Origin of the sequence: Streptomyces sp. NBC_00236 (assembly GCF_036195045.1) — a bacterium.
In the GTDB taxonomy this organism is placed as follows: domain Bacteria; phylum Actinomycetota; class Actinomycetes; order Streptomycetales; family Streptomycetaceae; genus Streptomyces.
The window spans coordinates 1,074,987-1,097,272 of sequence record NZ_CP108100.1 but is presented as its reverse complement, the minus strand read 5'-3'; the positions used below and the strand labels follow the sequence as shown (position 1 = coordinate 1,097,272).

General features: G+C 71.1%; 17 protein-coding genes and 1 riboswitch. Of the genes, 7 read left to right on the top strand and 10 right to left on the bottom strand.

Features of this window, described 5'->3' with window-relative positions:
- Positions 1-37 precede the first annotated feature (37 nt).
- From OG446_RS04760 to OG446_RS04750, 3 genes are read right to left on the bottom strand one after another with little or no spacing between them, the layout of a single operon-like run.
- Complete coding sequence (locus OG446_RS04760; RefSeq protein WP_328892852.1) at positions 38-1,246, bottom strand: NAD(P)/FAD-dependent oxidoreductase; 1,209 nt, start codon at positions 1,244-1,246, stop codon at positions 38-40.
- Positions 1,243-2,784 carry an MFS transporter gene (locus OG446_RS04755; protein WP_328892851.1) on the bottom strand — a complete coding sequence of 514 codons (1,542 nt, stop codon included), beginning with the start codon at positions 2,782-2,784 and terminating at the stop codon, positions 1,243-1,245. Before OG446_RS04755 ends, OG446_RS04760 begins: the two co-directional genes overlap by 4 nt.
- Positions 2,781-4,469, bottom strand: coding sequence for an AMP-binding protein (locus tag OG446_RS04750; protein ID WP_328892850.1), 1,689 nt, complete (start codon positions 4,467-4,469; stop codon positions 2,781-2,783). The genes OG446_RS04755 and OG446_RS04750 overlap by 4 nt, the downstream gene beginning before the upstream one ends.
- Positions 4,470-4,687: 218 nt before the next feature.
- Between OG446_RS04750 and OG446_RS04745 the strand changes: the two genes are divergently transcribed.
- On the top strand, positions 4,688-5,581 hold the full coding sequence (locus OG446_RS04745) for an ATP-grasp domain-containing protein (protein WP_328892849.1): 894 nt from the start codon (positions 4,688-4,690) through the stop codon (positions 5,579-5,581).
- Between the two features lie 102 nt (positions 5,582-5,683).
- Here the strand turns inward: OG446_RS04745 and OG446_RS04740 are convergent, their stop codons facing one another.
- From OG446_RS04740 to OG446_RS04725, 4 genes are all read right to left on the bottom strand, one after another.
- Positions 5,684-6,652, bottom strand: a complete 969-nt coding sequence (locus OG446_RS04740) for a GNAT family N-acetyltransferase (RefSeq protein ID WP_328892848.1) — start codon at positions 6,650-6,652, stop codon at positions 5,684-5,686.
- Between the two features lie 13 nt (positions 6,653-6,665).
- A complete protein-coding gene (locus OG446_RS04735; protein WP_328892847.1) occupies positions 6,666-7,511 on the bottom strand; it encodes a DUF6202 family protein in 846 nt (281 codons plus the stop codon).
- A gap of 120 nt (positions 7,512-7,631) precedes the next feature.
- On the bottom strand, positions 7,632-8,744 hold the full coding sequence (locus OG446_RS04730) for a DUF6421 family protein (protein ID WP_328892846.1): 1,113 nt from the start codon (positions 8,742-8,744) through the stop codon (positions 7,632-7,634).
- A gap of 424 nt (positions 8,745-9,168) precedes the next feature.
- Positions 9,169-9,861 (bottom strand): DUF5995 family protein, encoded by a 693-nt coding sequence (locus OG446_RS04725; RefSeq protein WP_443050036.1) that lies wholly within the window; start codon positions 9,859-9,861, stop codon positions 9,169-9,171.
- Positions 9,862-9,968: 107 nt separating this feature from the next.
- On the opposite strand from OG446_RS04725, the gene OG446_RS04720 reads away from it, so the two are divergent.
- Positions 9,969-11,165, top strand: coding sequence for a glycoside hydrolase family 6 protein (locus OG446_RS04720; protein ID WP_443050035.1), 1,197 nt, complete (start codon positions 9,969-9,971; stop codon positions 11,163-11,165).
- A gap of 5 nt (positions 11,166-11,170) precedes the next feature.
- Here OG446_RS04720 and OG446_RS04715 read toward each other — a convergent pair whose 3' ends face one another.
- Together OG446_RS04715 and OG446_RS04710 are read right to left on the bottom strand one after the other, a co-directional pair.
- Positions 11,171-12,565 (bottom strand): uracil-xanthine permease family protein, encoded by a 1,395-nt coding sequence (locus tag OG446_RS04715; RefSeq protein ID WP_328892845.1) that lies wholly within the window; start codon positions 12,563-12,565, stop codon positions 11,171-11,173.
- A 127-nt stretch (positions 12,566-12,692) separates the two neighbouring features.
- Complete coding sequence (locus OG446_RS04710; RefSeq protein ID WP_328892844.1) at positions 12,693-13,925, bottom strand: MFS transporter; 1,233 nt, start codon at positions 13,923-13,925, stop codon at positions 12,693-12,695.
- Positions 13,926-14,075: 150 nt separating this feature from the next.
- Between OG446_RS04710 and OG446_RS04705 the strand changes: the two genes are divergently transcribed.
- Positions 14,076-15,254 carry an ROK family transcriptional regulator gene (locus tag OG446_RS04705; RefSeq protein WP_328892843.1) on the top strand — a complete coding sequence of 393 codons (1,179 nt, stop codon included), beginning with the start codon at positions 14,076-14,078 and terminating at the stop codon, positions 15,252-15,254.
- A gap of 447 nt (positions 15,255-15,701) precedes the next feature.
- Here OG446_RS04705 and OG446_RS04700 read toward each other — a convergent pair whose 3' ends face one another.
- On the bottom strand, positions 15,702-18,044 hold the full coding sequence (locus OG446_RS04700) for a chitinase C-terminal domain-containing protein (protein ID WP_328892842.1): 2,343 nt from the start codon (positions 18,042-18,044) through the stop codon (positions 15,702-15,704).
- Positions 18,045-18,307: 263 nt separating this feature from the next.
- A riboswitch (FMN riboswitch) is annotated at positions 18,308-18,438 on the top strand.
- 157 nt (positions 18,439-18,595) lie between these two features.
- On the opposite strand from OG446_RS04700, the gene ribD reads away from it, so the two are divergent.
- The 4 genes from ribD to OG446_RS04680 are packed head-to-tail and all read left to right on the top strand — an operon-like array spanning position 18,596 to position 22,250.
- Positions 18,596-19,696, top strand: coding sequence for a bifunctional diaminohydroxyphosphoribosylaminopyrimidine deaminase/5-amino-6-(5-phosphoribosylamino)uracil reductase RibD (gene ribD, locus OG446_RS04695; protein WP_328892841.1), 1,101 nt, complete (start codon positions 18,596-18,598; stop codon positions 19,694-19,696).
- Positions 19,697-20,314, top strand: coding sequence for a riboflavin synthase (locus tag OG446_RS04690; RefSeq protein WP_328892840.1), 618 nt, complete (start codon positions 19,697-19,699; stop codon positions 20,312-20,314).
- Positions 20,311-20,955 carry a nicotinamide mononucleotide transporter family protein gene (locus tag OG446_RS04685; RefSeq protein ID WP_328892839.1) on the top strand — a complete coding sequence of 215 codons (645 nt, stop codon included), beginning with the start codon at positions 20,311-20,313 and terminating at the stop codon, positions 20,953-20,955. Before OG446_RS04690 ends, OG446_RS04685 begins: the two co-directional genes overlap by 4 nt.
- On the top strand, positions 20,952-22,250 hold the full coding sequence (locus OG446_RS04680) for a bifunctional 3,4-dihydroxy-2-butanone-4-phosphate synthase/GTP cyclohydrolase II (RefSeq protein WP_328892838.1): 1,299 nt from the start codon (positions 20,952-20,954) through the stop codon (positions 22,248-22,250). Before OG446_RS04685 ends, OG446_RS04680 begins: the two co-directional genes overlap by 4 nt.
- Positions 22,251-22,286: the final 36 nt, after the last annotated feature.

Below are 22,286 nucleotides of genomic sequence, written 5' to 3'. Positions count from 1 at the left end.
CTCTGGGGGCGACAGGTGAGGGCGCGAGGAGGCGGGTTCACCGCTCCTCGCGATCAGCTCCGTGGTCACGGGCGGGAGTGAGGCCCTTGACCAGCGCGGCGAGCTCAGACGGGGGTGGTGTTCCGGTGACGAGTGCGGCCAGGAGCGCACCGGCCGCCGGGGCGGTCTGGATTCCGTAACCGCCCAGACCGGCCAGCCAGTGGAAGCCGGCCGTGCGCGGGCAGGGACCGATCACGGGCGTGTCGTCCGGGGCGGAGGTACGCAGGCCGGCCCAGGCATGGCTGATGTGCCGCAGGCGGAGGGTGGCCACCCGTTCGAAGCGCGCGACGGCGGTGGCGACGTCGAGTTCAACGGGGCGGGCGTCGCCGGGCGGTGCGGGGGTGTCGTCCGCCGGGGAGAGCAGCAGCCCGCCGGACTCGGGTTTGACGTAGAAGGTGTCCGCCACGTCCGTGATCATGGGCCAGCCCGTCACGTCCTCCGCCCGGAGTGCGGTACCCCCCGAACCCTCGCGATCTCCGGTGACCGCGACGGCGACCGGGATCCGGGCGAGCGCGGCGGTGCGGCGGCGCGGCACCAGCCCCGCCGGCCGTACGCCCGCCAGACGCGCCACGTCGTCGGCCCAGGCGCCGGCGGCGTTCACCACGATGGTCCCGGTGTGCTCCCCGTGCGCGGTGGAGGCCCTCCAGGCGCCGGCCCGTCGGCGCAGGGCGTGGACCCGGGCGCCCGTCACCACGCTGCCGCCGTGAGCGCGCAGCCCCCGAAGGAAGCCCTGGTGGGCGGCGTCCACATCGATGTCGCAGGCGCCGGGCTTGTACAGCGCGCGCCCGAAGGCCCCGGGGCGGAGCACCGGGCAGAGTTCCAGTGCCCGCTCCCGGTCCACCTCGAGGACCGGCCGGGGAGCGGTGGCCCCGGCTGCCCGGGCGGCCTCGAACTGCGGTGCGCTGCCGGGCGTCTCCAGGGCGAGCACACCGCGCGGGGTGAGCAGCGGGACAGCGGTGAAGCCGTCCGGCGGGGCCTCGTAGAAGGTGCGGGCAGCGACGGTCAGCGCCCGTACGGTGGCGTTCCCGAAGTACTCGGAGAACAGCGCGGCGGAGCGCCCGGTGGCGTGGAGGCCCGGGGCCCCTTCGGCCTCCAGGAGGACGACGCGGCCGTGCGGGGCGAGGAAGTACCCGGCGGCCGCCCCCGCGATGCCACCGCCGATGACCAGGAAGTCGGCCGGGCCGGCTGACGTGGACGAGACGCTCATCCCTTCCCCCGCTCGCCGGCGTCCCGGACCGCGGCGGGGTCACCGGACCCGGCCCGCTCCGCGCGTACGGAGGTGTGCGGAGGCAGGGTGAAGAACGCCACCAGGAGCGACAGCACGGCGACTCCGCCGGCCACCAGGAAGCCATGGCCGATGCCTTCGGCCAGCGCGTCCTTCGCGGAGGTGGTGTCCGCCGCCGATGCGACCGTCGACCAGACCACGGTGCCCAGCACCGCCAGCCCGATCGCGCCACCGATCTGCCGGAACATGCTGAGGAGCCCGGAGGCCGCACCGGAGTCCTGGTCGGCCACGTCCGCCAGCGCGGCCAGCGTCAGCGGCACGCCGGTCACGGCGAGTCCCGCGTACGTGAGCACGGTGGGCACCAGCATCCCGGTGGCGTACCCCTCGGACTCCCCGATCCGGGAGAGCCAGAACATTCCGGTGGAGGCGGCCAGCAGGCCCCAGCACACCAGTGCGCGCGCGCCGAGGAACGTGACGAACCGTGAGGCGGCCTTCGCGCCGACGACGAGCAGGCAGGTCAGCGGAATGTAGACGAGCGCGGTGTCCAGCGGGCTGTAGCCCCAGACCTGCTGCAGGAAGAGCGTCAGGAAGAAGAAGATGCCGAACATCGCGGTGTTGGTCAGCGCCAGCACCGCGTACGTGCCGCACCGGGTCCGGCCCGCGAACAGTCGCAGGGGCACCAGTGGCTGGCTGCCGCGTCGCTCGATCACCACGAACGCCGGGAGCAGGACGGCTGCCACGCCGAGTGCCGCGAGTACCGACGGGTCGGTCCAGTGACCGCCGTCCGAGGCGCCGCTGATCAGGCCGTGCACCAGCAGGAGCGCGGCCAGAGTGCCGGTGAGCGCTCCGGACAGGTCGAACCTGCCGCGCTGCCGGGGCGTCTCGCGCAGCACTCTCCAGGACAGGGCGAGGACCACCACCCCGATCGGGACGTTCACGAACATCACCCAGCGCCAGGACAGATACGCGGTGATCACGCCCCCGGCCAACAGCCCCACGCCGCCGCCCGCCGTGGCCACAGCCGTGTACCAGCCCACGGCCCGGTCGCGTTCCCGCCCCTGCGGGAACGTCACCGCGATGAGCGACAGCGCGGCGGGCGAGGCGGCCGCGGCACCGATGCCCTGCACGGTGCGGCAGACGATCAACAGCCATGGCTCCTGCGCGAACCCGCCGAGCAGCGAGGCCACGGTGAACAGCGCCATCCCCGCCGTGAACATCCGTCGCCGCCCGAGGATGTCGCCGAGCCGCCCGCCGAGTATCAGGAGCCCGCCGAAGGCGACGGAGTACGAGGCGACGATCCACTCCAGATCGGAGCCGCTGAGCCGCAACGCTCCCTGGATGCTGGGCAACGCGACATTGACGATGGTGGCGTCCAGCAGGAACATCAGCTGCGCCACGGAGATGATGGCGAGCGCCACCGTCCGCGAGCGCGATCCGGCGGTTCCCGCGGCGCCCGCCTCCGGATCCGCCGTGGCGTTCGCGTCCGGGGGAGTGCGTGGCGCCCGTGGGGCCGCTGTCATCGGTGCGTGGTGTATTCGACCTCAAGGCGTTGGCGCAACGGATGGCGGAGGATCTTCCCCAGAGAGTTCTTGGGCAGCTCCCAGACGAACTGGACCCGGTCCGGCCAGAGCGTCTCGGCCATCTTCTCCTCCGCGAGATGCCCGCGGAGCTCCGCCAGCGTGGGCGGTTCCCCCTCGGCCACCACCACGGCGCAGACCAGTTCGGCGGTGGGCATGCGCGGATCCGGGTAGCCCACGAGCGCCACCTCCCGCACGCCCGGGTGCCGGATGAGCACCGACTCCACCTCGAGCGTCGAGACCTTCTGACCGTTGGCGCGGACGGCCTGGTCGACGGAGCGGCCGACGATCCGGATGCCGCCCCGGCCGTCGTCCCGGGCCAGGTCACTGGTGTCGAACCAGCCGTCCTCGTCCAGACACGCCTCGTACACCTCGCGCTGGCCGAGATAGCCCAGGCACTGCGAGGCGCCGCGCACCAGCAGCCGGCCGCCACCGGTGTCGGTGCTCCCCTCGGGGCCCGTCGCCGGCACGATCCGCAGCTCCATCGACGGCTCCGAGCGGCCGTCGCTGTGGCCGGCCCAGCCCTCCGGGTCGTCGGCCCGGGTCACCGTGACCGCTCCGTTCTCCGTCATGCCCCACAGGGCCCGCACCGGGATGTCGAAGACCTCCCGCATCCGGGATATCAACTGCGGCTGTATCGGCGCCGATCCGGAGACGATCTGCACGACGCTCGACGTGTCACGGGGCGCCTCGGCCTGCACATCCAGCATGTCCAGGAGATAGGCGGGCGAGGCGTACGCCCAGGTGACGCGATGCCGTGCGATGAGGTCCAGGAGCAGCTCCATGTCCCGGTTCACGTCCTGCACGACACAGGTGGCACCGAGCAGCACCGGCATGTAGCAGGCGTAGGTGAGCCCGGCCATGTGGGTGGCGAAGTTGGGGATGGAGACGACGTCGTCACCTGTCAGGCCGTGCGGCACGGAGACCGCGAGCACCGCCGCGTGCAGGGTGTTCTGGCTGTGGACCACCCCCTTCATCCGGCCGGTGGTTCCCGAGGTGTAGAGCAGCAGCGCCGGCTCGTCGGGGCCCAGCCGGTCGGCCTCGTCGACGCCCCGGCGTTCCTCCCAGGGCGTACGGACGAAGAACGCGTCGAAGTCGAGCGCGCCGGTCGGCTCGGCGTCGCCGATCACCACCCGGTGCGCGAGCGTCGGCGGGGCGGCCTCCTTGAGGCGGGCGCCGTAGTCGGCGTCCTGGAAGCGGTCGACGGTGACACAGACCTTGGCCGCGCTGTCCCGCAGCACATGGCCCAGTTCGCGTACGTCCAGGGCGGGGATCACCGGGGTGGCCACGGCACCCACCCGGTGGCAGGCCAGATAGAGCGGGGTCAGTTCCCAGCGGTTGGGGAGGTAGAGCGCCACCACATCCCCGCGCCCCACGCCGAGTTCACTCAGTGCGGCGGCGAACCTCTCGACGAGGACCTGGAGTTCGGCGTAGCTGATCTCCTCGGCCGGACCACGGCCTTCGTACGCGAACAGGGCCGGGTGGTCCCCGCGGTCTCGTGCCGCCGCGGACAGGTCGTCCAGGAAGGTCGATTCCCGCCACCAGCCCGCCGCCCGATACGCGGCGGTCCGGTCCGGTCCGGGCCGGACCAGCGTCTCCCACTTACCCACCGCGGCACCTCTCGTCATCGAGTATCCCCCTGAGCAACGCGATCGAGCGGCTGAGCCTAGAGGATTACGCAGGGTCGCGGAAGCCCTGTGTGCACGCATCGTTTCAGCAGGCAATCAACTCAACTCAGGCCGGTCGATTCGCCCTTGACATACCTCCGGCGTGAAGGTCAGGATCGCTCGACCTGCACTGGAGTGCGACTCGTGTGCGGTGCGGCACGTGAGTTCTTGGAGGCGGCGTGAGAATCGGTCTGCTCGGCTGGGACTACTCAGGGATCGATCCCGACGGCCATCATCTGGTGGACTACGGGCGCGAGCGGGGCCACGAGACCGCGTTCTTCACCCTGGAGGACATGGCGTACCGCCCCGGCCCTTCGGGGCCCACGCTCACGCTGGGCGGTGAGCCCGCGGACTCGTTCCAGGCCATCATCAACCGGTGCAAGCTCTATGGTGACGACTGGCAGGACCGGGTCGAGCGGCTGAGCATGCTGAGCAATGTCCCCGGGGTCCGCCTGTTCGATCCGGCGGACGTCTGGGTCACCGGATACAGCAAGTTCCTCATGGCGCAGCGGCTGGCGGCTGCCGGTCTGCCCGTACCGCCGGTGCGGTCCGTCACGTCCCTCGCGGACGTCGAGGCCGCCTGTGCCGAGTGGGGGACGGTGATCCTCAAGCCTTCCTTCGGATACCGCGGGGTCGACGTGGAGCGCGTCGACGACCCGGTCTCCGGCGAGGAGACCGCCAAGGACCTGCTCTCCCGCTTCTCCACCCTCGTGTGCCAGCCGTACCTCCCGACCGAGGGCGGCGAGTACCGGATCGTCGTCGCGGGCGACGCGACCCCGCTCAACGTCCTCAAGCTCCCCGCCGCCGGCTCCTGGCGCTGCAAGACGGTGGAGGGTGCGAGCTACGAACGGTTCGACGCGCCCGACGAGCTGATCGAGCTGTCACTGGCGGCCACGCGCGCCATGGGAATGACCCTTGCCGGGCTGGACGTTCTGCCCACCCCGGACGGCTATGTGATTCTCGAGGTCAATCCCATCCCCGGCTTCCTCGCCCTCATGGGACGGGAACAGCACCGGCAGATCCTGGGCGGGGTCTACGACTGGGTCGAGGAGAACACCGCCGCCCAGGCCTGACGCGTCGCGGCCCCGGGACGCCCCCGCGGACCGCGGCCGGAGTGGGTGGTACCGGAATCCCGGGCCTCCCCGCCCGGTCCGGACCGGGCGGGGAGGCCCGGGCTACACCGGCGACATGCGGTCCGAAGCGGATGCCGGCACCGCTCCGGGGGGCCGCACCGTCACGGACGTCAGGAACGGCGCATGGTAGAGCGTCGGATCCACTCGTGCCTTGCTGATCAGATGGCCGGTCAGCCGTGCGCCTCCCCGGTTCCGGGCATCCCGCGGGGCATAACCCAGGATCATGGTCGGATCGCTCAGCGCGTCCAGTCGCAGGACGAGATCCGCCTCGTCGCCGCCCTGTGGATCGGCACACTCCTGCGAGGGCACCGCCCGGAAACCCAGCCCGGTCTTGAAGCGGAACAGCCCAGGCTGCGTGAGATGACCCAGCAGATTCGGCTCGTTCCCCAGGGACCCCCGGGTGTACCCCCGGTCCCGCCCGGCCTGCATGGCGGCGAGGTAGAGCGCGCGCGCCAGGCTGGACCGGCGCCACCGGGCGCTGACCGCGGAGAACCTGAGCAACAGCAGGTCCACCTCGGGGCACTCCAACACCAGTACACCACCGGCAAGTTCGTCACCCTCGTAGCCGAAGACACCGAAGAACCTCCGCGGCCCGTGCAGCACCGCGTCCCGGTAGTCCAGCGCGAAGGGCACGCCGAACCGCATCTCGGCCACCCGGTCCTCGTAGAGCGCGAGGAACCCGTCGAGTGAGTCCGGCGTCACCGGGTCCTCCAGCACGATCCGGAGGCCGGCGGAGGCCGCGTCCCGCCGGGCCTGCCGTATGGACTTGCGGGACGTGCGGTGCAGGCCCGCCAGGTGGGTCTCCTCGTCGGCGCCCAGTCCGGACACCCAGCTGACCACGGACGGCTTGTGCACGAACCCCCGGGCGGCGAGTTCGTCCCAGCTCGCCGCCGGCGGATTCACCACCCGTACGACATCGACCGGGTGATCCGCGTCGCGCCAGGGTTCCGCCGCCACCTCCCCGGCCTCGACCAGTGCCAGCGCGAGACCGTATCGGTCGACGACCTCCAACGGTCCCTCCCTCTCAGACCGTCGCCGCGGCGGACTCCGGCGGAGCCCCGGCCAGCCTGCCCGCGAAGCACTCCAGCGCACCGGACCAGCTGTCCACGTACTCCGCGACCAACCGCTCGAACTCCGCGGCCTCCGTGTTCGTGGTCACCATCATCGTCATGCCGGTCTCGTCGTCGCTGACCTGCGCGGCATGCACCGTCTCCGCCTTGATGTGCGCATCGATCCAGGCGAACTGGGAGGTCTCACCGAAGACCTTCTCCCCGTCCACCCACACCTTCGCGTACATCCGGCGGAAGGCCACGGCGATGTCCAGCGCGATGGTCTCCACCACCCGGAGCTGGACGGCGGCACCGAGCGGGGAGTCGGCCAGCCGCTCCATGTTGCTCAGCAGGCCGGCCACGGGGCCGGGGAGAGCCTCCGCACTCCGCTGCGCGTCCGGGCCCAGCCGCGAGGCCAGTGGCGCGACGATGGTGTCGTCCCACCAGACGTAGTGGATTCCCGCGGGCCCTGTCGGGGCGACCGCGCTGAACTCCGGGGCCGCGTTGTCCAGGTCGTCACCGATGACCTGGTACACCGTCTGGAAGGCGCCGAGCAGATCGCGCGTCGGTGCCTCCCGGGTGGCGAACGTGCGGGCCATGGTGCCCAGCCCGGCGAGCGTGCTGAACATGAAGCTCTTCGTCATCACCCGCCACCAGACGGCGATGTCCAGCGCGCCTTGCGGGGTGACGGAATCCACGCTCCGCGCCTTGCCGAAGAAGCCGTTGTCGGCACGCCGCAGACGTGCTCTGTCTATTTCCTTGTCCACCCGTTCGTCGAGTGCGTCACGGTCGGCGGTGGAGAGCTCAACGGCAGTGGTCACAAACACTCCTGATACTGGTGAGAGTTCCTGTGGACATCCCCGAAGGGGCCTGGGTGAGGGACCTGTCCGGTCCCTGGCGCGGGGGCTGTTCCGTATTCCACCGGGCGGTCGGTCCGTCCCTCAGATGCCCAGCTTCTGCTTGACCTCGGCGAAGAACGGCACGTAGCGGTAGTCACGGGCCACCGGGTCGTAGTCGGTGTACTTGTCGGTGAATGCGATCAGTTGCTTGCGGACGGCCGCCACGGGTTCGTGCCGGATGTGCGCCTCGATGGCGTGGATCTCGGCGAGGAACTGTGCCAGCACGCCGGAGATCTCCGGGCTCAGCCGTATGACCGAGTCCTTGACCCGGATGCCCCCGTGCTTCTGCAGATAGCCGAAGAGCAACTGCGAAGCGACGGCGTCGTAGTTCGGACGCGGTATGCCCTCCACCGCGTAGCGCAGCAGCCGTTCCGCCAGGATGTACTCGTAGGCGGTGAGCGCCTCTTCGCGGGGCAGCTTCTCGTCGCCCAGCAGCGCGAGCATCGCGGAGACGTCCACCCGCAGCTCCTCGAGCCCGGCCAGCGGCTTGTACTTCTTCGCGTCGAGGAAGTCCGGGATGGGCATGTCGCCCTGACGGTGGTGGTACTCGTGCAGCCGCACCCACCACGACGACGCCTGCTCGATCGTCGCGTCCGAGGCCCCCTGGATCAAGGGGAAGCTGCCCTTGGCCATCACCGCGTCGATCATTCCCCGGGTGATCCGGTTGTGCCGCTCCACGAACTTGTCGATGAAGTAGAAGACGAGGTCGTCCGGGTCCTGGAGCCCGTCGATGTGATTCTCCGGAAAGAGCGCCACGACCACCCGGGAACGGAATCCCGCCGACCGCCCGGTGATGCGCACCGGAGCGGTCCCGCTGGCGTACCGCTGGGCCAGATGGGTGTCCGTGGGCAGTTCCTCGTAGGTCAGGTAGTCCAGGGAGAGCTTCGGGAAGTACGAAGCGTCGAACAGCGAGAAGAGATGGTTGTCCCGCCGGCTGTTGATGTGTTCCTTCGTGGCGCGCAGACGCTCGCCGGGAGTGAACGAGTGGATGTCCTCCAGGAACGCCTGAGCGGCCGGTTGCCGCGAGAGGCTCCGGGTGTTCTCGATCTGGCGGGCCAGTTCCTTCAAGGTCGCTTCGGAGCGGTACGAACCACGCTCGGGGAGCCCGTTCCGCAATGTGTCCACCTCGGCGAACACCGAGCTCATGTCGTTCATCACACGCCCTTCCTGGCTACCCGTCCGAGCTGTGACGCGAAACGAACCACCCGGCGGGACGAAATCGCGTCCACAACGACGTGCCCCGGTTGCGACAGCTCGCGGCTCCACTGCCGCACGGTCCGGGAACGACCGCGTCGGTCACCGGCACGCGGTGGCCAAGAGGGAGCCTAACCGCGCCGACAGTGCCTGACCAGATCCAGGTTCAGGCTCGTGTGTGCGCCGCCTTTTCAAGGTCAACCGGCCCATGAGGCAGGGATGTTATGTCCCCGGGTGGCCGGTTGCGCTGTTTTCGGGCCAGGCGTTCCGCACCGACGGGGCGGCCGCCTCCGTGCGCGCCACGGTCACGGCGCCCGGCGCGGTCCACCGGTACGGCAACTGCTTCCGGGTGACATGACCGCAGGAGGCCGGCGGCCGGACCCGGTCAGCGGCAGGGTGTGAGCAGGCAGCGCCCGACCAGGCCGGCCCCCGCGTCCAGCCGCTGTTCGAACTCCGCGGCCAGCGACGGTACATCGCGCAGCCTCCACAGCACCCGGGCCGCCGACCAGGAGGCCTCGCAGGCGCGCTCCAGGTTCCAGCTGGCCATCAGATGGGTGAGCGGATCGGTGACCTCCAGCCGTTCCGGACCCGGCATCAGATCCTCGCCGATCCGTTCCTCCAGCATCAGCAGCAGACTTCCCACCCGGTCGAACTCGTCCGCCAGGTCCGCCGGGGCACAGCGGAGCGTACGGCAGGTGTCGACGACGGCGAGCGCGAGATCGTGGCCGGCCTGCGCGCTCAGACCGGCGAGGGCGAACTGCACCGGTCGTACGCCGGGATGGCGCCGGTACTGGAACAGCGGGCGCCAGCAGTCCGGCATCCGGTGCCCGGCCGCCGCAGGGTCGACGGCGGCCAGATACCGTTCCGCCAGGCGTGCCGCCAGCACCCCGGACACGGCCCCGGCCTGCGTGTCGAGGACAGCGAGGCAGACACTGTGGAAAACGGCGATCCCGTCCTCGCCACGGCCCGCCGACGGCCGGAACGAGCGCATCCGCGCGATCGCCGGCCCTGCGCCGGTGCGTGCGCCCTCGGGGGCGGGCCCGTCCGCGACTTGCTCCAACTGCTCGAACTGCGCCATGGGGGCAGCGTCCCAGCCCTAGGCTCGCCGTGGCACCCGGGAGCCGTCGGTTCATCGGAATGGGGTAACGACGGCAGCACCGCCGGGGCCGGGGAGGGGAACGAGGAGTGTCGGGCGCACGCATGCAACGCCGGGTCGCACGGAGGGAGTTCGGGGAACGCAGACGTCGTGCTCGCCGGCACGTCATGGCGGTCGTCGCCTCGGCCGTGGTGGCCGCGGGCACAGCGGCGGGAGTGATCTCCGCCGTCGCCGGGGAGGAGGGGCGGACCACTGCCCGCCCCGACACCACGGCGTCGCCGACCGTGGCGCCCCTGCCCGCCGTCCCGAGCCCGACGGCGGCCTCGCCGAGCCCTTCCACCACGCGTCCCACCGCCTCCCGCACCACCCGCCCGCCGAAGAAGCCGGCGCCGGCGGCGTCCCACAGCGCGGCGGCTGCCCCGCCCGACGGACGGCTCTACCGCCACCCCGCCTCGCAGGTCCTGGACTGGGTCGCCGCCCACCGCGACGACCCGCGGCGCCCGCTGATCGAGACGCGGATCGCGGCGCAGCCCGCCGCCGTCTGGTTCGCCGCCTACAACCCGGGCGCCGTCACCGGCCAGGTCCGGTCGGTTACCGCGGCCGCGGCCCGGGCGGGCCGCACACCGGTACTCGTGCCGTACGCCATCCCCGACCGGGACTGTGGAGGGGCGTCCCAGGGCGGGGCGCCCGGCCTCGCGGCGTACGACGCCTGGATCCGGGAGTTCGCGGCGGGACTCGGTGGCGCGCCGGTCATCGTGATCCTGGAACCCGACGCCATCGCACTCGCCAACTGTCTCTCGTCCGGCGACCGCGCGGCGCGCTACGCCTCACTGGCCCGGGCCGGCCGCACGCTGCACGCGGCCAACCCGAAGGCGCGGGTCTACTTCGACGGCGGCCACTCCGGCTGGCACGCGGCCTCGAAGCAGGCCGCGGCGCTCCGGGCGGCAGGCGCGGCGAGCAGCAGCGACGGCATCTTCACCAACGTGTCCAACTTCCACCGCACCGCGGACGAGGCCGCCTACGCCCGCCGGGTGCTGGCCGCACTCGGCGGCCCGGCGCGGCTCGGGGCCGTCATCGACACCAGCCGCAACGGGAACGGACCGCCCGAGGCGGGCGCGTGGTGCGATCCGTCGGGCCGGGCGCTCGGCCGGACACCCACGACCGACACGGGGGAATCCCGCGTCGACGCCTACCTGTGGGTGAAACTGCCCGGCGAGTCCGACGGCTGCAAGGGCGCGGCGGGGTCCTTCACCCCCGATTACGCCTACCAGCTGGCCACCGGCTGACGGGATCAGGCCCCGGAGGCCGGCGGCTCCTTGTCGTACGCGGATGTACCGGAGTCCAGAAGGGGTTCCTGGGTCTTCAGATGGGCGGGGGCGAAGGCCCGCAGCACGTGGTAGCCCGTGATGACGACGATGGTGCCGAGTGCGATTCCGCTGAGCTCGAAGTTGTCGGAGATCTTCAGGCTGACCCCGCCGACGCCGATGATGATGCCTGCGGCGGCCGGCACCAGGTTCAGCGGGTTGCGCAGGTCGACCTTGGCGTTGAGCCAGATCTGGGCGCCGAGCAGCCCGATCATGCCGTAGAGGATCACGGTGATGCCGCCCAGCACCCCACCGGGGATGGCGGCGACGACCGCACCGAACTTGGGACACAGACCGAAGAGCAGGGCGAAGCAGGCGGCGGCCCAGTACGCGGCCGTGGAGTACACCCGGGTCGCGGCCATCACCCCGATGTTCTCGGAGTACGTCGTGTTCGGCGGACCGCCCACGGCGGTCGACAGCATCGAGGCGGCGCCGTCCGCCGCGATGGCGGTCCCGAGCTTTCCGTCCAGGGAACGACCCGTCATCTCACCGACCGCCTTCACATGGCCTGCGTTCTCGGCGATCAGCGCGATGACGACGGGCAGCGCGACCAGGATCGCGGACCATTCGAAACTCGGGGCGTGGAACGACGGCAGACCGACCCAGTCGGCCTTCGAGACACCGGACAGGTCCAGCCGCCAGTGGTCCACGGCCTCCGCACCGCCGGCCGGCGAGTGGATCTTCCCGAAGACCCGGTCCAGGACCCAGGACAGCACATAGCCGAAGACGAGACCGAGGAAGATCGCGATACGCGAGAAGAACCCGCGCAGACAGACCACGGCCAGTCCGGTGAACAGCATGACCAGCAGCGCGGTCCACTGATCCTGCGGCCAGTACGTCGACGCGGTCACCGGCGCCAGGTTGAACCCGATCAGCATGACGACCGCGCCCGTCACCACGGGAGGCATGGCCGCGTGGATGATCCGCGCGCCGAACCGCTGCACCGCGAGACCGGCGAGGAAGAGCACCGCGCCGACCACGAGCACGGCGCCGGTGACGACGGCACTGCTGCCGCCACTGGCCCGGATCGTCGCGGCGACACCGACGAAGGAGAGCGAACAGCCCAGATAGCTGGGCACCTGCCCGCGCGTTGCCAGCAGGAAGATGGCCGTCGCGACACCCGACATCATGATCGCCAGGTTCGGGTCCAGCCCCATGAGCACCGGCGCGACGAACGACGCGCCGAACATCGCGACCACGTGCTGGGCGCCGAGCCCGAAGGTCCGGGGCCAGCTGAGCCGCTCGTCGGGGCGGACGACCGCGCCCGGTGCGGGCGTCTTCCCGTCGCCGTGCAAGGTCCAGCGCACGCCGAGGCCGCCCATGGTTGCTCCCTGTGTGTAGATGCGGAGTCCGGTGCCTCGTCGGGCACGGCGCCACCGCGGAACAGATCAGCGCCATGTTAGTGCCGCGACGGCGCTCTCTCTCAGCCGGGGACCGGCCCGCCGCACGTCAGGGGCGCGACTCGGCCGCCGCCCGGCTCGCGGCGCCGGCGTCCGAGGACGCCACGGTCTTGCGGTCGCCGGCCCGCAGCACCCCGGCGCCGAGCACCAGCCCGAACGCCAGCACCGACACCACACCGAACGAGACGACCAGCGAGGTGGCCTCGGCCAGGGAGCCGATGGCCGACGGGGCGATGAGCCCCGAGGTGTACGTGATCGTGGCGACGCCGGCGATCGCCTGGCTCGGGTTCGGACCGCTGCGCCCTGCCGCCGCGAAGGCGAGCGGCACGACCACGGCGATGCCGAGCCCCATCAGCCCGAAGCCGGACATCGCCAGGACCGCGTTCGGGGCGGTGACCACCATGATCCCGCCGGCCGTCGCGAGAACGCCGCCGGTCCGCACGGTCCGCACCGCACCGAAGCGGTCGACGATCCGGTCGCCGGCGATCCGGGCGATGGCCATGGTCAGGGCGAACGCGGTCGTCGACGCGGCCGCGAGCCCGGCCGAACTGTCCAGCACGTCACGCAGGTAGACCGCCGACCAGTCCAGGCTGGCGCCCTCGGCGAACACCGCGCAGAAGCCGACCGCGCCGATGATCAGCGCCGACTTCGGCGGCAGGGCGAAGCGCGGCGGCGGCTCCTCGTCCGGTTCGCTGCGCAGGTCCAGCACCCGCTGACACGCGACGAGGCCCAGGACGGTGAGGACGAGCGCGACGAGTGTGTGGTGCAGCCGTGCGTCGGCCCCCAGATGGGCGGCCACCGTGCCCGCCGCCGAACCGATGAGGGCGCCGACGCTCCACATCCCGTGCAGCCCGGACATGATCGACTTGTCGAGTCGGTTCTCCACCTCGACACCGAGCGCGTTCATCGCCACGTCCGACATTCCGGCGGACGCCCCGTACACGAAGAGCGCCGCGCACAGCGTCAGCAGGTTCGGGGCCAGGGCGGGCAGGATCAGGGCCAGGGTCCACAGCGCCAGCAGCCCGCGCAGCGCGGTCCTGGCGCCGAACCGGTGGCTGACCGTACCGGCGAGCGGCATCGCGAGCGAGGCGCCGATCGCGGGGAAGGCGAGGGCGATGCCGAGCTGCCCGGCACTGACCCCGGCGTGGTCCTGGATCCAGGGCACGCGGGTGGCGAAGCTGCCGGTCACCGCGCCGTGCACGGTGAAGACCGCGGCGATGGCGTACCTGGCCCGCCGCACCTCCTGTGTGCCGAAGCCCGTAGCCGTCGAATCCGTAGTCATACCGCTCTGCCCTCCCCGGGGAATGTCCGCGTGGTTCGAGACGCTCCCCGGCGTCCTTCTCCACGATGCGGGCAGTAAACTATCAGGAACCCTGCCTGATAAATAGACCGCCCGGTCCCGCCCGCGGCATTGATCTGGAAGGATCCCGGCATGCCCGCATCACCGAGCACCGCCCGGGCCATCAACGACCGGCTCGCCCTGCGCCTCCTCCAGCAGGACGGCCCGCTGACGGCCACCCAGTTGAAGACTCTGACCGGGCTGTCCCGGCCCACCGTCGCCGACCTGGTCGAACGGTTGCAGGGCGCGGGACTCATCAAGGTGGTCGGCGAGACCGGGGCCGAGCGCCGTGGCCCCAACGCCCGGCTCTACGGCATCGTCGCCGACCGCGCCCATCTCGCAGGCCTCGACGTACGCACGGACAGCGTCGCCGTCGTCGTCGCCGACCTGCTGGGTGCGACCCTCGCCGAAGCGACCCTGCCCATCGGCAGCGACACCGCCGTCGCCGACGCCGTCGAACAGGCCGTCGCCCTCCTGGAACGCACGGCGCGCGCAGCCGGAACGGCGCCCCTGCACAGCGTCGGCATCGGCGCCCCGGGGCTCATCGACCCGGTCACCGGGGAATTGCGGGACACCACGGGGTTGCCCGCCTGGCACCGCAGACTGGTGCGGGCGCTCCAGCAGCGTCTGCCGGCGACCGTTCTCGTCGAGAACGAGACCAATCTCGCCGCCGTCGCCGAACACCGGGTCGGAGCGGCCCGGGACCGCGACACGTTCGTCCTGCTCTGGCTGGGCCACGGTGTGGGCGCGGCCGTCATGCTGGACGGGAAGCTGCGCCGAGGCGCCTCGGGCGGTGCGGGCGAGATCGGCTTCCTGCCGGTACCCGGCACGATAGGGACCCCGTCCGCGGTCAACTGCGACGGAGGCTTCCACTCCCTGGTGGGCTCGGCGCCGCTCGTCGAACTGGCCACGGCCCACGGCATCACCGCACCGGGGGGAGGCCAGGAGCCCGGCGGAGCGGTCGCCGTGCGCGCGGCCCTGGCGGGGGAGGGCGACAGCGAGACCTTCCTGGACACCCTCGCCGACCGGCTTGCCCTCGGGGTCGCCGCCGTCGCCTCGGTCCTCGACCCGGGCTGCGTCCTGCTCTCGGGCGAGGTCGGCCATGCGGGCGGCGACGCGCTGGCCGCCCGGGTCGAGGAACGGCTGGCCAAGCTGTCCCCGCTGCGCACCGAGGTCAGGGCCGGCCTGCTGGGCGGCACCGCGGTCCTGCGGGGCGCGGTGCTTTGCGCCCGTGAGGCGGCGCAGGACGCGTTGTTCACCCCGGTGGGGTGAGGGCTTTTGTCCTCAATCGCCGGACGGGCTTGAGTTGTGCGGCTTGCCCCGCCCCGGTGCGCCGTTGCCCGGCACGTGGGGTCCGGTGCCCCTCCGGGGCGTCTCCTCAAACGACGAACGTTTCCAGTCCCACGCAGCGGACCCCGGTATTTGTTCGTCGTCCTGCGGGGACTCCCCTGCACGGCCCCGGACCGGCCGTCCTGCGTCTGCGGCAGTCGTATCGTCGGTGTGCAGACGCACGGCGGCCGGGTGGGGGCGTGCAGGGGAGTCCCCGCAGAAAATGGCGTACGACCCGGGTACTTGTCCGTTGTCGGGTGCACACGCCATTTTTGAGGAGTCTCCCCGGAGGGACCCCACCCCCACCCACCGGACAGGGGCGCACCCCGCGGCGGGGCCGCACACAAGCCTGTCCGGCGATTGAGGACGGAACCCCCGCCCCGGAAGACGTCAGCAGGCGCCGAGGTCCTGCCACACCCCCCACTCGCCGGTGGATCCGGGCGTCTCACCCTTCGTCCACCACTTGGCCTTCCACTGGTGCGAACCGTGGCTCACCGTCGCCCCCGCGCCGTACTCGGCCGAAGCGCTCCAGGCCGCCGCGGCGCACGCGCCCCCGGTCGGGTCCGGGCTCGGCCCGGTCGTGCCGGTCGGGTCCGGCGACGGCGTGCTGCCGCCCGGCTCGACGACGGTCGTACCGCGCGCCAGATCGGCGGCGAGTGCGTAGGACTTCCCGCCGAAGGTCACCGTCCAGTTCGACGGCGTGGACGTCGGCAGGTAGTAGACGAAGTCCACCTGCACCGACGCGCCGGGCGCCAGCGTCTGCCAGGAGGGCAGCTTCAGCGAGACGCGGTTGTAGTCGCCCTTCAGCCCGCCGATGTTGTTCGCGGCGGTGTGGTCGCTGCGCACGATCGTGGTGCCGAACCCGGACTGGTCCTTGGCGTTGGCGGGTGCCGACGTCGCGTAGTCGAACTGGAACTCCGTACCGCCGGGCAGCGTCGCCTTCGTGTTGTTGGTGATCTTCAGCTTGGGGCTGATCGGGTAGTTGGAGTCGCCCAGCGGGAACTGGTCGAAGGACACGTCGATGTCCAGAGCCTGCGTGGGCAGGTCGATGGTGGAGCGCTTCGCCCCGTACGGCGCCGCCGACTTGAAGGTGTCGTACATCGTCGAGGTGAGGGTGGAGCCGGGCTCGTACTGGCCCTTCGCGGCGTTCCAGTCGAAGTCGCCCGCGAGTTCCCAGATCATCGTGCCGCCGATGCCCTTGTCGGCCACGTAGTCCGCCTTGGCCTTCACCGACTGCTCGTCCTCGGTGGAGAGGAAGACCTTCTTCTCGGCGTTCCACAGCCACGGCGCGACGAGCGTCGAGTCGTAGTTGCGGGCGTAGGTGCCGGTCAGTTTCGTGTCCGCGGGGAATCCGTAGTCCGTGACGTAGTCGCCGACGACGCCCTTCTCCAGGTTCTTCGCGTGCCACATCGGGTTGGAGCCGGCCGGTGCCTCCTTGCCCGCGGTGTCCTGGTCGTGCCAGAGGTTGTCGATGCCGACGGCACCGTCCCCGCACTTGGTCAGCCCCGCGCCGGCCGGGCAGTCGGTGGAGGCCGCCCTGCCCCACAGACCGTTGGTGCCGCCCTGCACGTTCTTGAAGCCGCGGGTGTAGTACGGCAGCCCGATGTTGATGCGCCCGGACGGCATCGAACCGCGGAAGTAGTGGTAGGCCCAGTCGGTGTTGAGGTAGCCGGTCCCGCCGTACTGCGAGGTGGAGTAGACGCTCGCCTGGGCGAGTTCGGCGTCCTTGCCGTCGTCGAACAGGGCGGCGTTCGGGCCGACGTACTCGTTCCAGGCGCCGTGCAGGTCGTACGACATGATGTTGACGTAGTCCAGGTACTTCTGGACCTGGAAGGTCTCCATGCCGCGCAGCAGATAGCCGGACGAGGGGGCGGCGACGCTGAGCAGGTAGTGCTTGCCGTCGGCGGCGGACGCGCGGTCGAGCTTCTCGCGCAGCGTCTTCATCAGCGCGGCGTAGCCCTTGACGAGACCGGCCCGGCGGGCGTTGGACAGGGTCCAGTCCAGCGGGTTGCCGGCGTCCTTCATCGTGGTCGGGTACTCGTAGTCGATGTCGACGCCGTTGAAGCCGTACTTCTTGATGAAGTCGACCGTCGAGTCGGCGAAGGTGTTGATCCCGGTCTGGTTGACCGAGCCGTCGGCGTTGGTCGCCATCGAGTAGAAGCCGCCGGAATCGACCCGCTTGCCGCTGTCGTCGAAGTAGCCGCCGGTCTCGGCCCAGCCGCCCACCGACACCATCGTCTTCACGTTCGGGTACTGCTTCTTGAACTTGTTGAGCAGGTTGAAATGGCCCTTGTAGGGGAGGTTCGGGTCCATTTCGGCACCGGTGACTCCCGGCCACGTCATACCGGTCGAGGCGTTGGCGGGCCCGTCGCCGCCGACCGAGATCTTGTGGGCGCCGTCGACGTGGGCGAACGCGTAGTTGAGGTGGGTGACCTTGTCCCACGGGATGTCGGAGGCGAGGTAGGCGGGCTTGCCGTCCTTACCGGTCCGCCAATTGGTGAAGTAGCCGATGACCCGCCGCGGGTGGTCGGCGCCCATCTTCTCGCGACCCTCGGAGTCGTATACGGAGCAGTACGGGACGGCCACGCCCGGAGTCTCGTAGAGCCCGTCGGGGCGGCAGGACTCCTGGTCGGCGGCTTGTGAGGGGGTTGCGGCGAGCGAGCCGATCAGCAGGGCGGCGACACTGGCGCCGGCTGCGAGCAAGGTGGCTCTCGCGCGAGTGGGGGACAGCACGTTCGGTTCCTCCTGGGGAGGTCGGCAGAACACAACTGACAAGGGGGTGGGTCGTGTTGGTTCCCGGGTGTGCGCACACCCGGAACCGCTCCTCGGAGGTGACGCAGAGATTAAGAGGACTAGACCAGTGCGTCAATAGGTCTGGACCAATAGGGTGCGAGTGTCCGAAAAGAGCCCTTGTCACGCCCTGTCTGTGAGCCACTCCACAGCGTTCGCCCGTATGGGTCACGGCCACTCGTGGCACACTGATCGTGTACCAGCAGCAGCGCACTCCGGGGTCGGTGCAATTCCGAACCGGCGGTTATAGTCCGCGACCCGTCCGCATCCAGCGGCCGGTTGACCAGGTGGGATTCCTGGACCGACGGTTAAAGTCCGGATGGGAGGCAGTGCGCGGCGGGCCGTTTCGCGGGTACGCCGCCGTCGGCGGATGGGTTTCGGGCAACCGATCCATCCGTTTTTCGGGCATTCGGCGTCCTCCTGTGCGACGTACCGCTTCATCTGTCGTCATCGACAGGCCCCGGAGTCCGTGCCCGAAGAGGCAGGAGGACCCGGTGGACACCGCAGCCGACACCACCGCCATGCGCCGAGCCGTCACGCTCGCCGCCCGCGGCCTCGGCTCCACCAGCCCCAATCCGGTCGTCGGATGCGTCGTCCTCGACGCGACGGGACACCCCGTCGGTGAGGGCTTCCACCAGCGCGCCGGCGGGCCGCACGCCGAGGTCCACGCCCTGCGCGCGGCCGGCGAGAAGGCCCGCGGCGGCACCGCCTACGTCACCCTCGAACCCTGTAACCACACCGGCCGCACCGGCCCCTGTGCCCAGGCGCTCGTCGAGGCCGGGATCGCCCGTGTCGTGTACGCGGTCGGCGACCCGAACCCGCAGGCCACCGGTGGTGCGGACACCCTGCGCGCCGCCGGGATCAGGGCCGAGCAGGGCCTGCTCGCCGAGGAGGCCGAAGCGGTCAACGCCGCCTGGCTGACCTCGGTGCGCCTGGGCCGCCCGCACGTCACCTGGAAGTACGCGGCGACCCTGGACGGCCGGATCGCGGCCGCCGACGCGACCAGCCGCTGGATCACCTCCGCGGAGTCCCGCGCCGACGTCCATCGCCTGCGCGCCGAGGCGGACGCGGTCGTGGTCGGGTCCGGCACCGCCCGCACCGACGACCCCCAGCTCGGGGTGCGGGGCATCGACGGTGCCGTCCAGCCCCTGCGGGTGGTCGTCGACACCGCCGCCACCGCCGTACGTCCCGGTGCCCGGGTCCTCGATCCCACCGCACCCACCGTGATCGCGGTAGCCGACGACGCCGACGCGCGCCATCTCCCCGCCGAGTCCGTCCTGCGGCTGCCCCGCGCGGCGGACGGCCCCGGGCTGGACCTTCCCGCACTGCTCGCCGCCCTTCACGGGCGCGGCGTCCGCTCCGTACTCCTCGAAGGCGGCCCGACCCTGGCCGGGGCCTTCGTCGCGGCGGGACTGGTCGACAGGGTCGTCGGCTATCTCGCCCCCGTGCTCCTCGGCGCCGGCCCCGCGGCCCTCGCCGACGCCGGAATCTCCACCATCGCCGAGGCGTTGCGCCTCGATGTGACCGAGACCGAACACATCGGCCCCGATCTGCGCATCACCGCCGTCCCCGGCCCCGCCCGGAAGGAAATCTGAGTGTTCACCGGAATTGTCGAAGAACTGGGTGAGGTCACCGCCGTCGAGAAGCTCGACGACGCCTCCCGATTCCGCCTGCGCGGTCCCGTCGTCACGGAGGGCGCCAAGCACGGTGACTCGATCGCCGTCAACGGTGTCTGCCTGACCGTCGTGGACCTCGGCGAGCACGAGTTCACCGCCGATGTGATGGCCGAGACGCTGAACCGCTCCAGCCTCGGCGCACTGGCCACGGGCTCCCGGGTCAACCTGGAGCGCCCCATGGCGCTCGGCGGCCGGCTCGGCGGGCACATCGTCCAGGGCCACGTCGACGGGACGGGCCGCATCGTCGAGCGCAGGGTCTCCGAGAACTGGGAGATCGTGAAGATCTCCCTCCCCGCCGACCTCACCCGGTACGTGGTGGAGAAGGGGTCGATCACCGTCGACGGTGTCAGCCTGACCGTCGTGGACGCCGGACCCGACTACTTCACCATCAGCCTCATCCCCACCACGCTCGCCCTGACCACGCTCGGCATCAAGGAGCCCGGCGACCCGGTCAACCTCGAGGTGGACGTCATCGCGAAGTACGTCGAGCGGCTGCTCGGCAACTCCGCGCAGGAGCCCGGGGGGACGGCGAAGTGAGCGCCCTGCACTGGCTGAACTCGGAGGCGTTCACCGTCTTCGACCAGCACATCATCTGGTCGGACATGATCGGCAACACGATCGGTCTGATCGCCCTGACCCTGGGCTGGCTCCGCTCGATCTGGACCTGGCCCGCCCAGCTCCTGTCCGGCGTCGTGCTGGTCGCCGCCAACGTCTCCGTCCACCAGGCCGGCAGCGTCGGCAAGCAGGTCATCGTCATCGCCGTCGCGGTGTGGGGCTGGCAGCAGTGGACCCGGGGCCGGCAGCAGGCCCAGGACGGCTCCATCGCCGTACGGTTCGCCACCTGGCGCGAGCGCGGCTACCTGCTCGGCGGCGCCGCCCTCGGCACCCTCGCGGTCGGCGGCCTGTTCACCGCGTTCCCCTCGCTCTCGTGGAGCCCGTGGGCGGACGCGTACATATTCGCCGGCACGCTCGTGGCGATGCTCGCCCAGGCGCGCGGCATGGTCGAGTTCTGGTTCGCCTGGCTCCTCGTCGACCTGGTCGGCGTCCCGCTCAACTTCCACAGCGGGCTCGCCTTCTCCGGTCTCATCTACGTCGTCTACGGGGCCCTCGTCCTGTGGGGCATGCGCGACTGGTGGCTGCGTACGCGGACACCCGCTCTGGAAGGAGCCACGGCATGACTGCCCAGCCCACCTGGTTGCACCGGGAACACGACGCACCCGTCGAGGACCTCTCCCTCGACCCCGTCGCGCAGGCCATCCGTGACATCGCCGCCGGCCGGCCCGTCGTGGTCGTCGACGACGAGGACCGGGAGAACGAGGGCGACCTCGTCATCGCGGCCGAGAAGGCCACGCCCGAGATCGTCGCCTTCATGATGAGCGAGTGCCGCGGACTCATCTGCGCGCCCATGGAGAACGACGAACTGGAACGGCTCGAACTGCCGCAGATGGTCGCGCACAACACCGAGTCGATGAAGACCGCCTTCACCGTCTCCGTGGACGCCTCGGCCGCACACGGCGTGAGCACCGGCATCTCCGCCGCCGACCGGGCCGCCACCCTCCGGCTGCTCGCCGGCGGCACGGCAGAACCGGGCGACTTCGTGCGCCCCGGCCACATCTTCCCGCTGCGCGCCCGCTCCGGCGGGGTCCTCGTGCGCAACGGCCACACCGAGGCCGCCGTCGACCTCGCCCGGCTGGCCGGCCTGCGGCCCGCCGGGGCCATCGTCGAGATCGCCGGGGAGGACGGCGTCATGCTGCGCCTGCCCCAGCTGGTCCCGTTCGCCCGCAAGCACGGACTGACGATCATCTCCATCGAGGACCTGATCGCCTACCGGCGGACCTCCGAGCCCACCGTCCGCCGCGAGGCCGAGGTGCGGCTGCCGACCGACTTCGGCGCGTTCACCGCGTACGGCTACCGCTCCACCGTGGACGGCGTCGAGCACGTGGCCCTGGTCCACGGCGACATCGGGACCGGCGAGGACGTCCTCGTCCGGGTCCACTCCGAGTGCCTGACCGGCGACATCTTCCGGTCCCAGCGCTGCGACTGCGGTCCCCAGCTGCAGGCATCGATGCGGCGCATCACGGAGGAGGGCCGCGGCATCGTCGTCTATCTGCGCGGCCACGAGGGCCGCGGCATCGGACTGCTGTCCAAGCTGCGCGCGTACGAACTCCAGGAGCGCGGCGTCGACACCCTCGACGCCAATCTGGAGCTCGGCCTGCCCGCCGACGCCCGGGACTACGCGGCCGGCGCCCAGATCCTCAAGGACCTCGGCGTCCACAGCCTGCGCCTCATGACGAACAACCCGGAGAAGACCGCCGCCGTCCTGCGGCACGGCCTGACCGTCACCGGCCGGGAGCCGATGCCCGTCCAGGCGGGCGAGCACAACCTGCGCTACCTGCGCACCAAGCGCGACCGCATGGGTCACGACCTGCCCTGGCTCGACGCCGCCACCGCGTCGACCTGCGGCAACCAGTAGCACACCAGCACATATCCGAGAGCGAAGTAGGAGAGA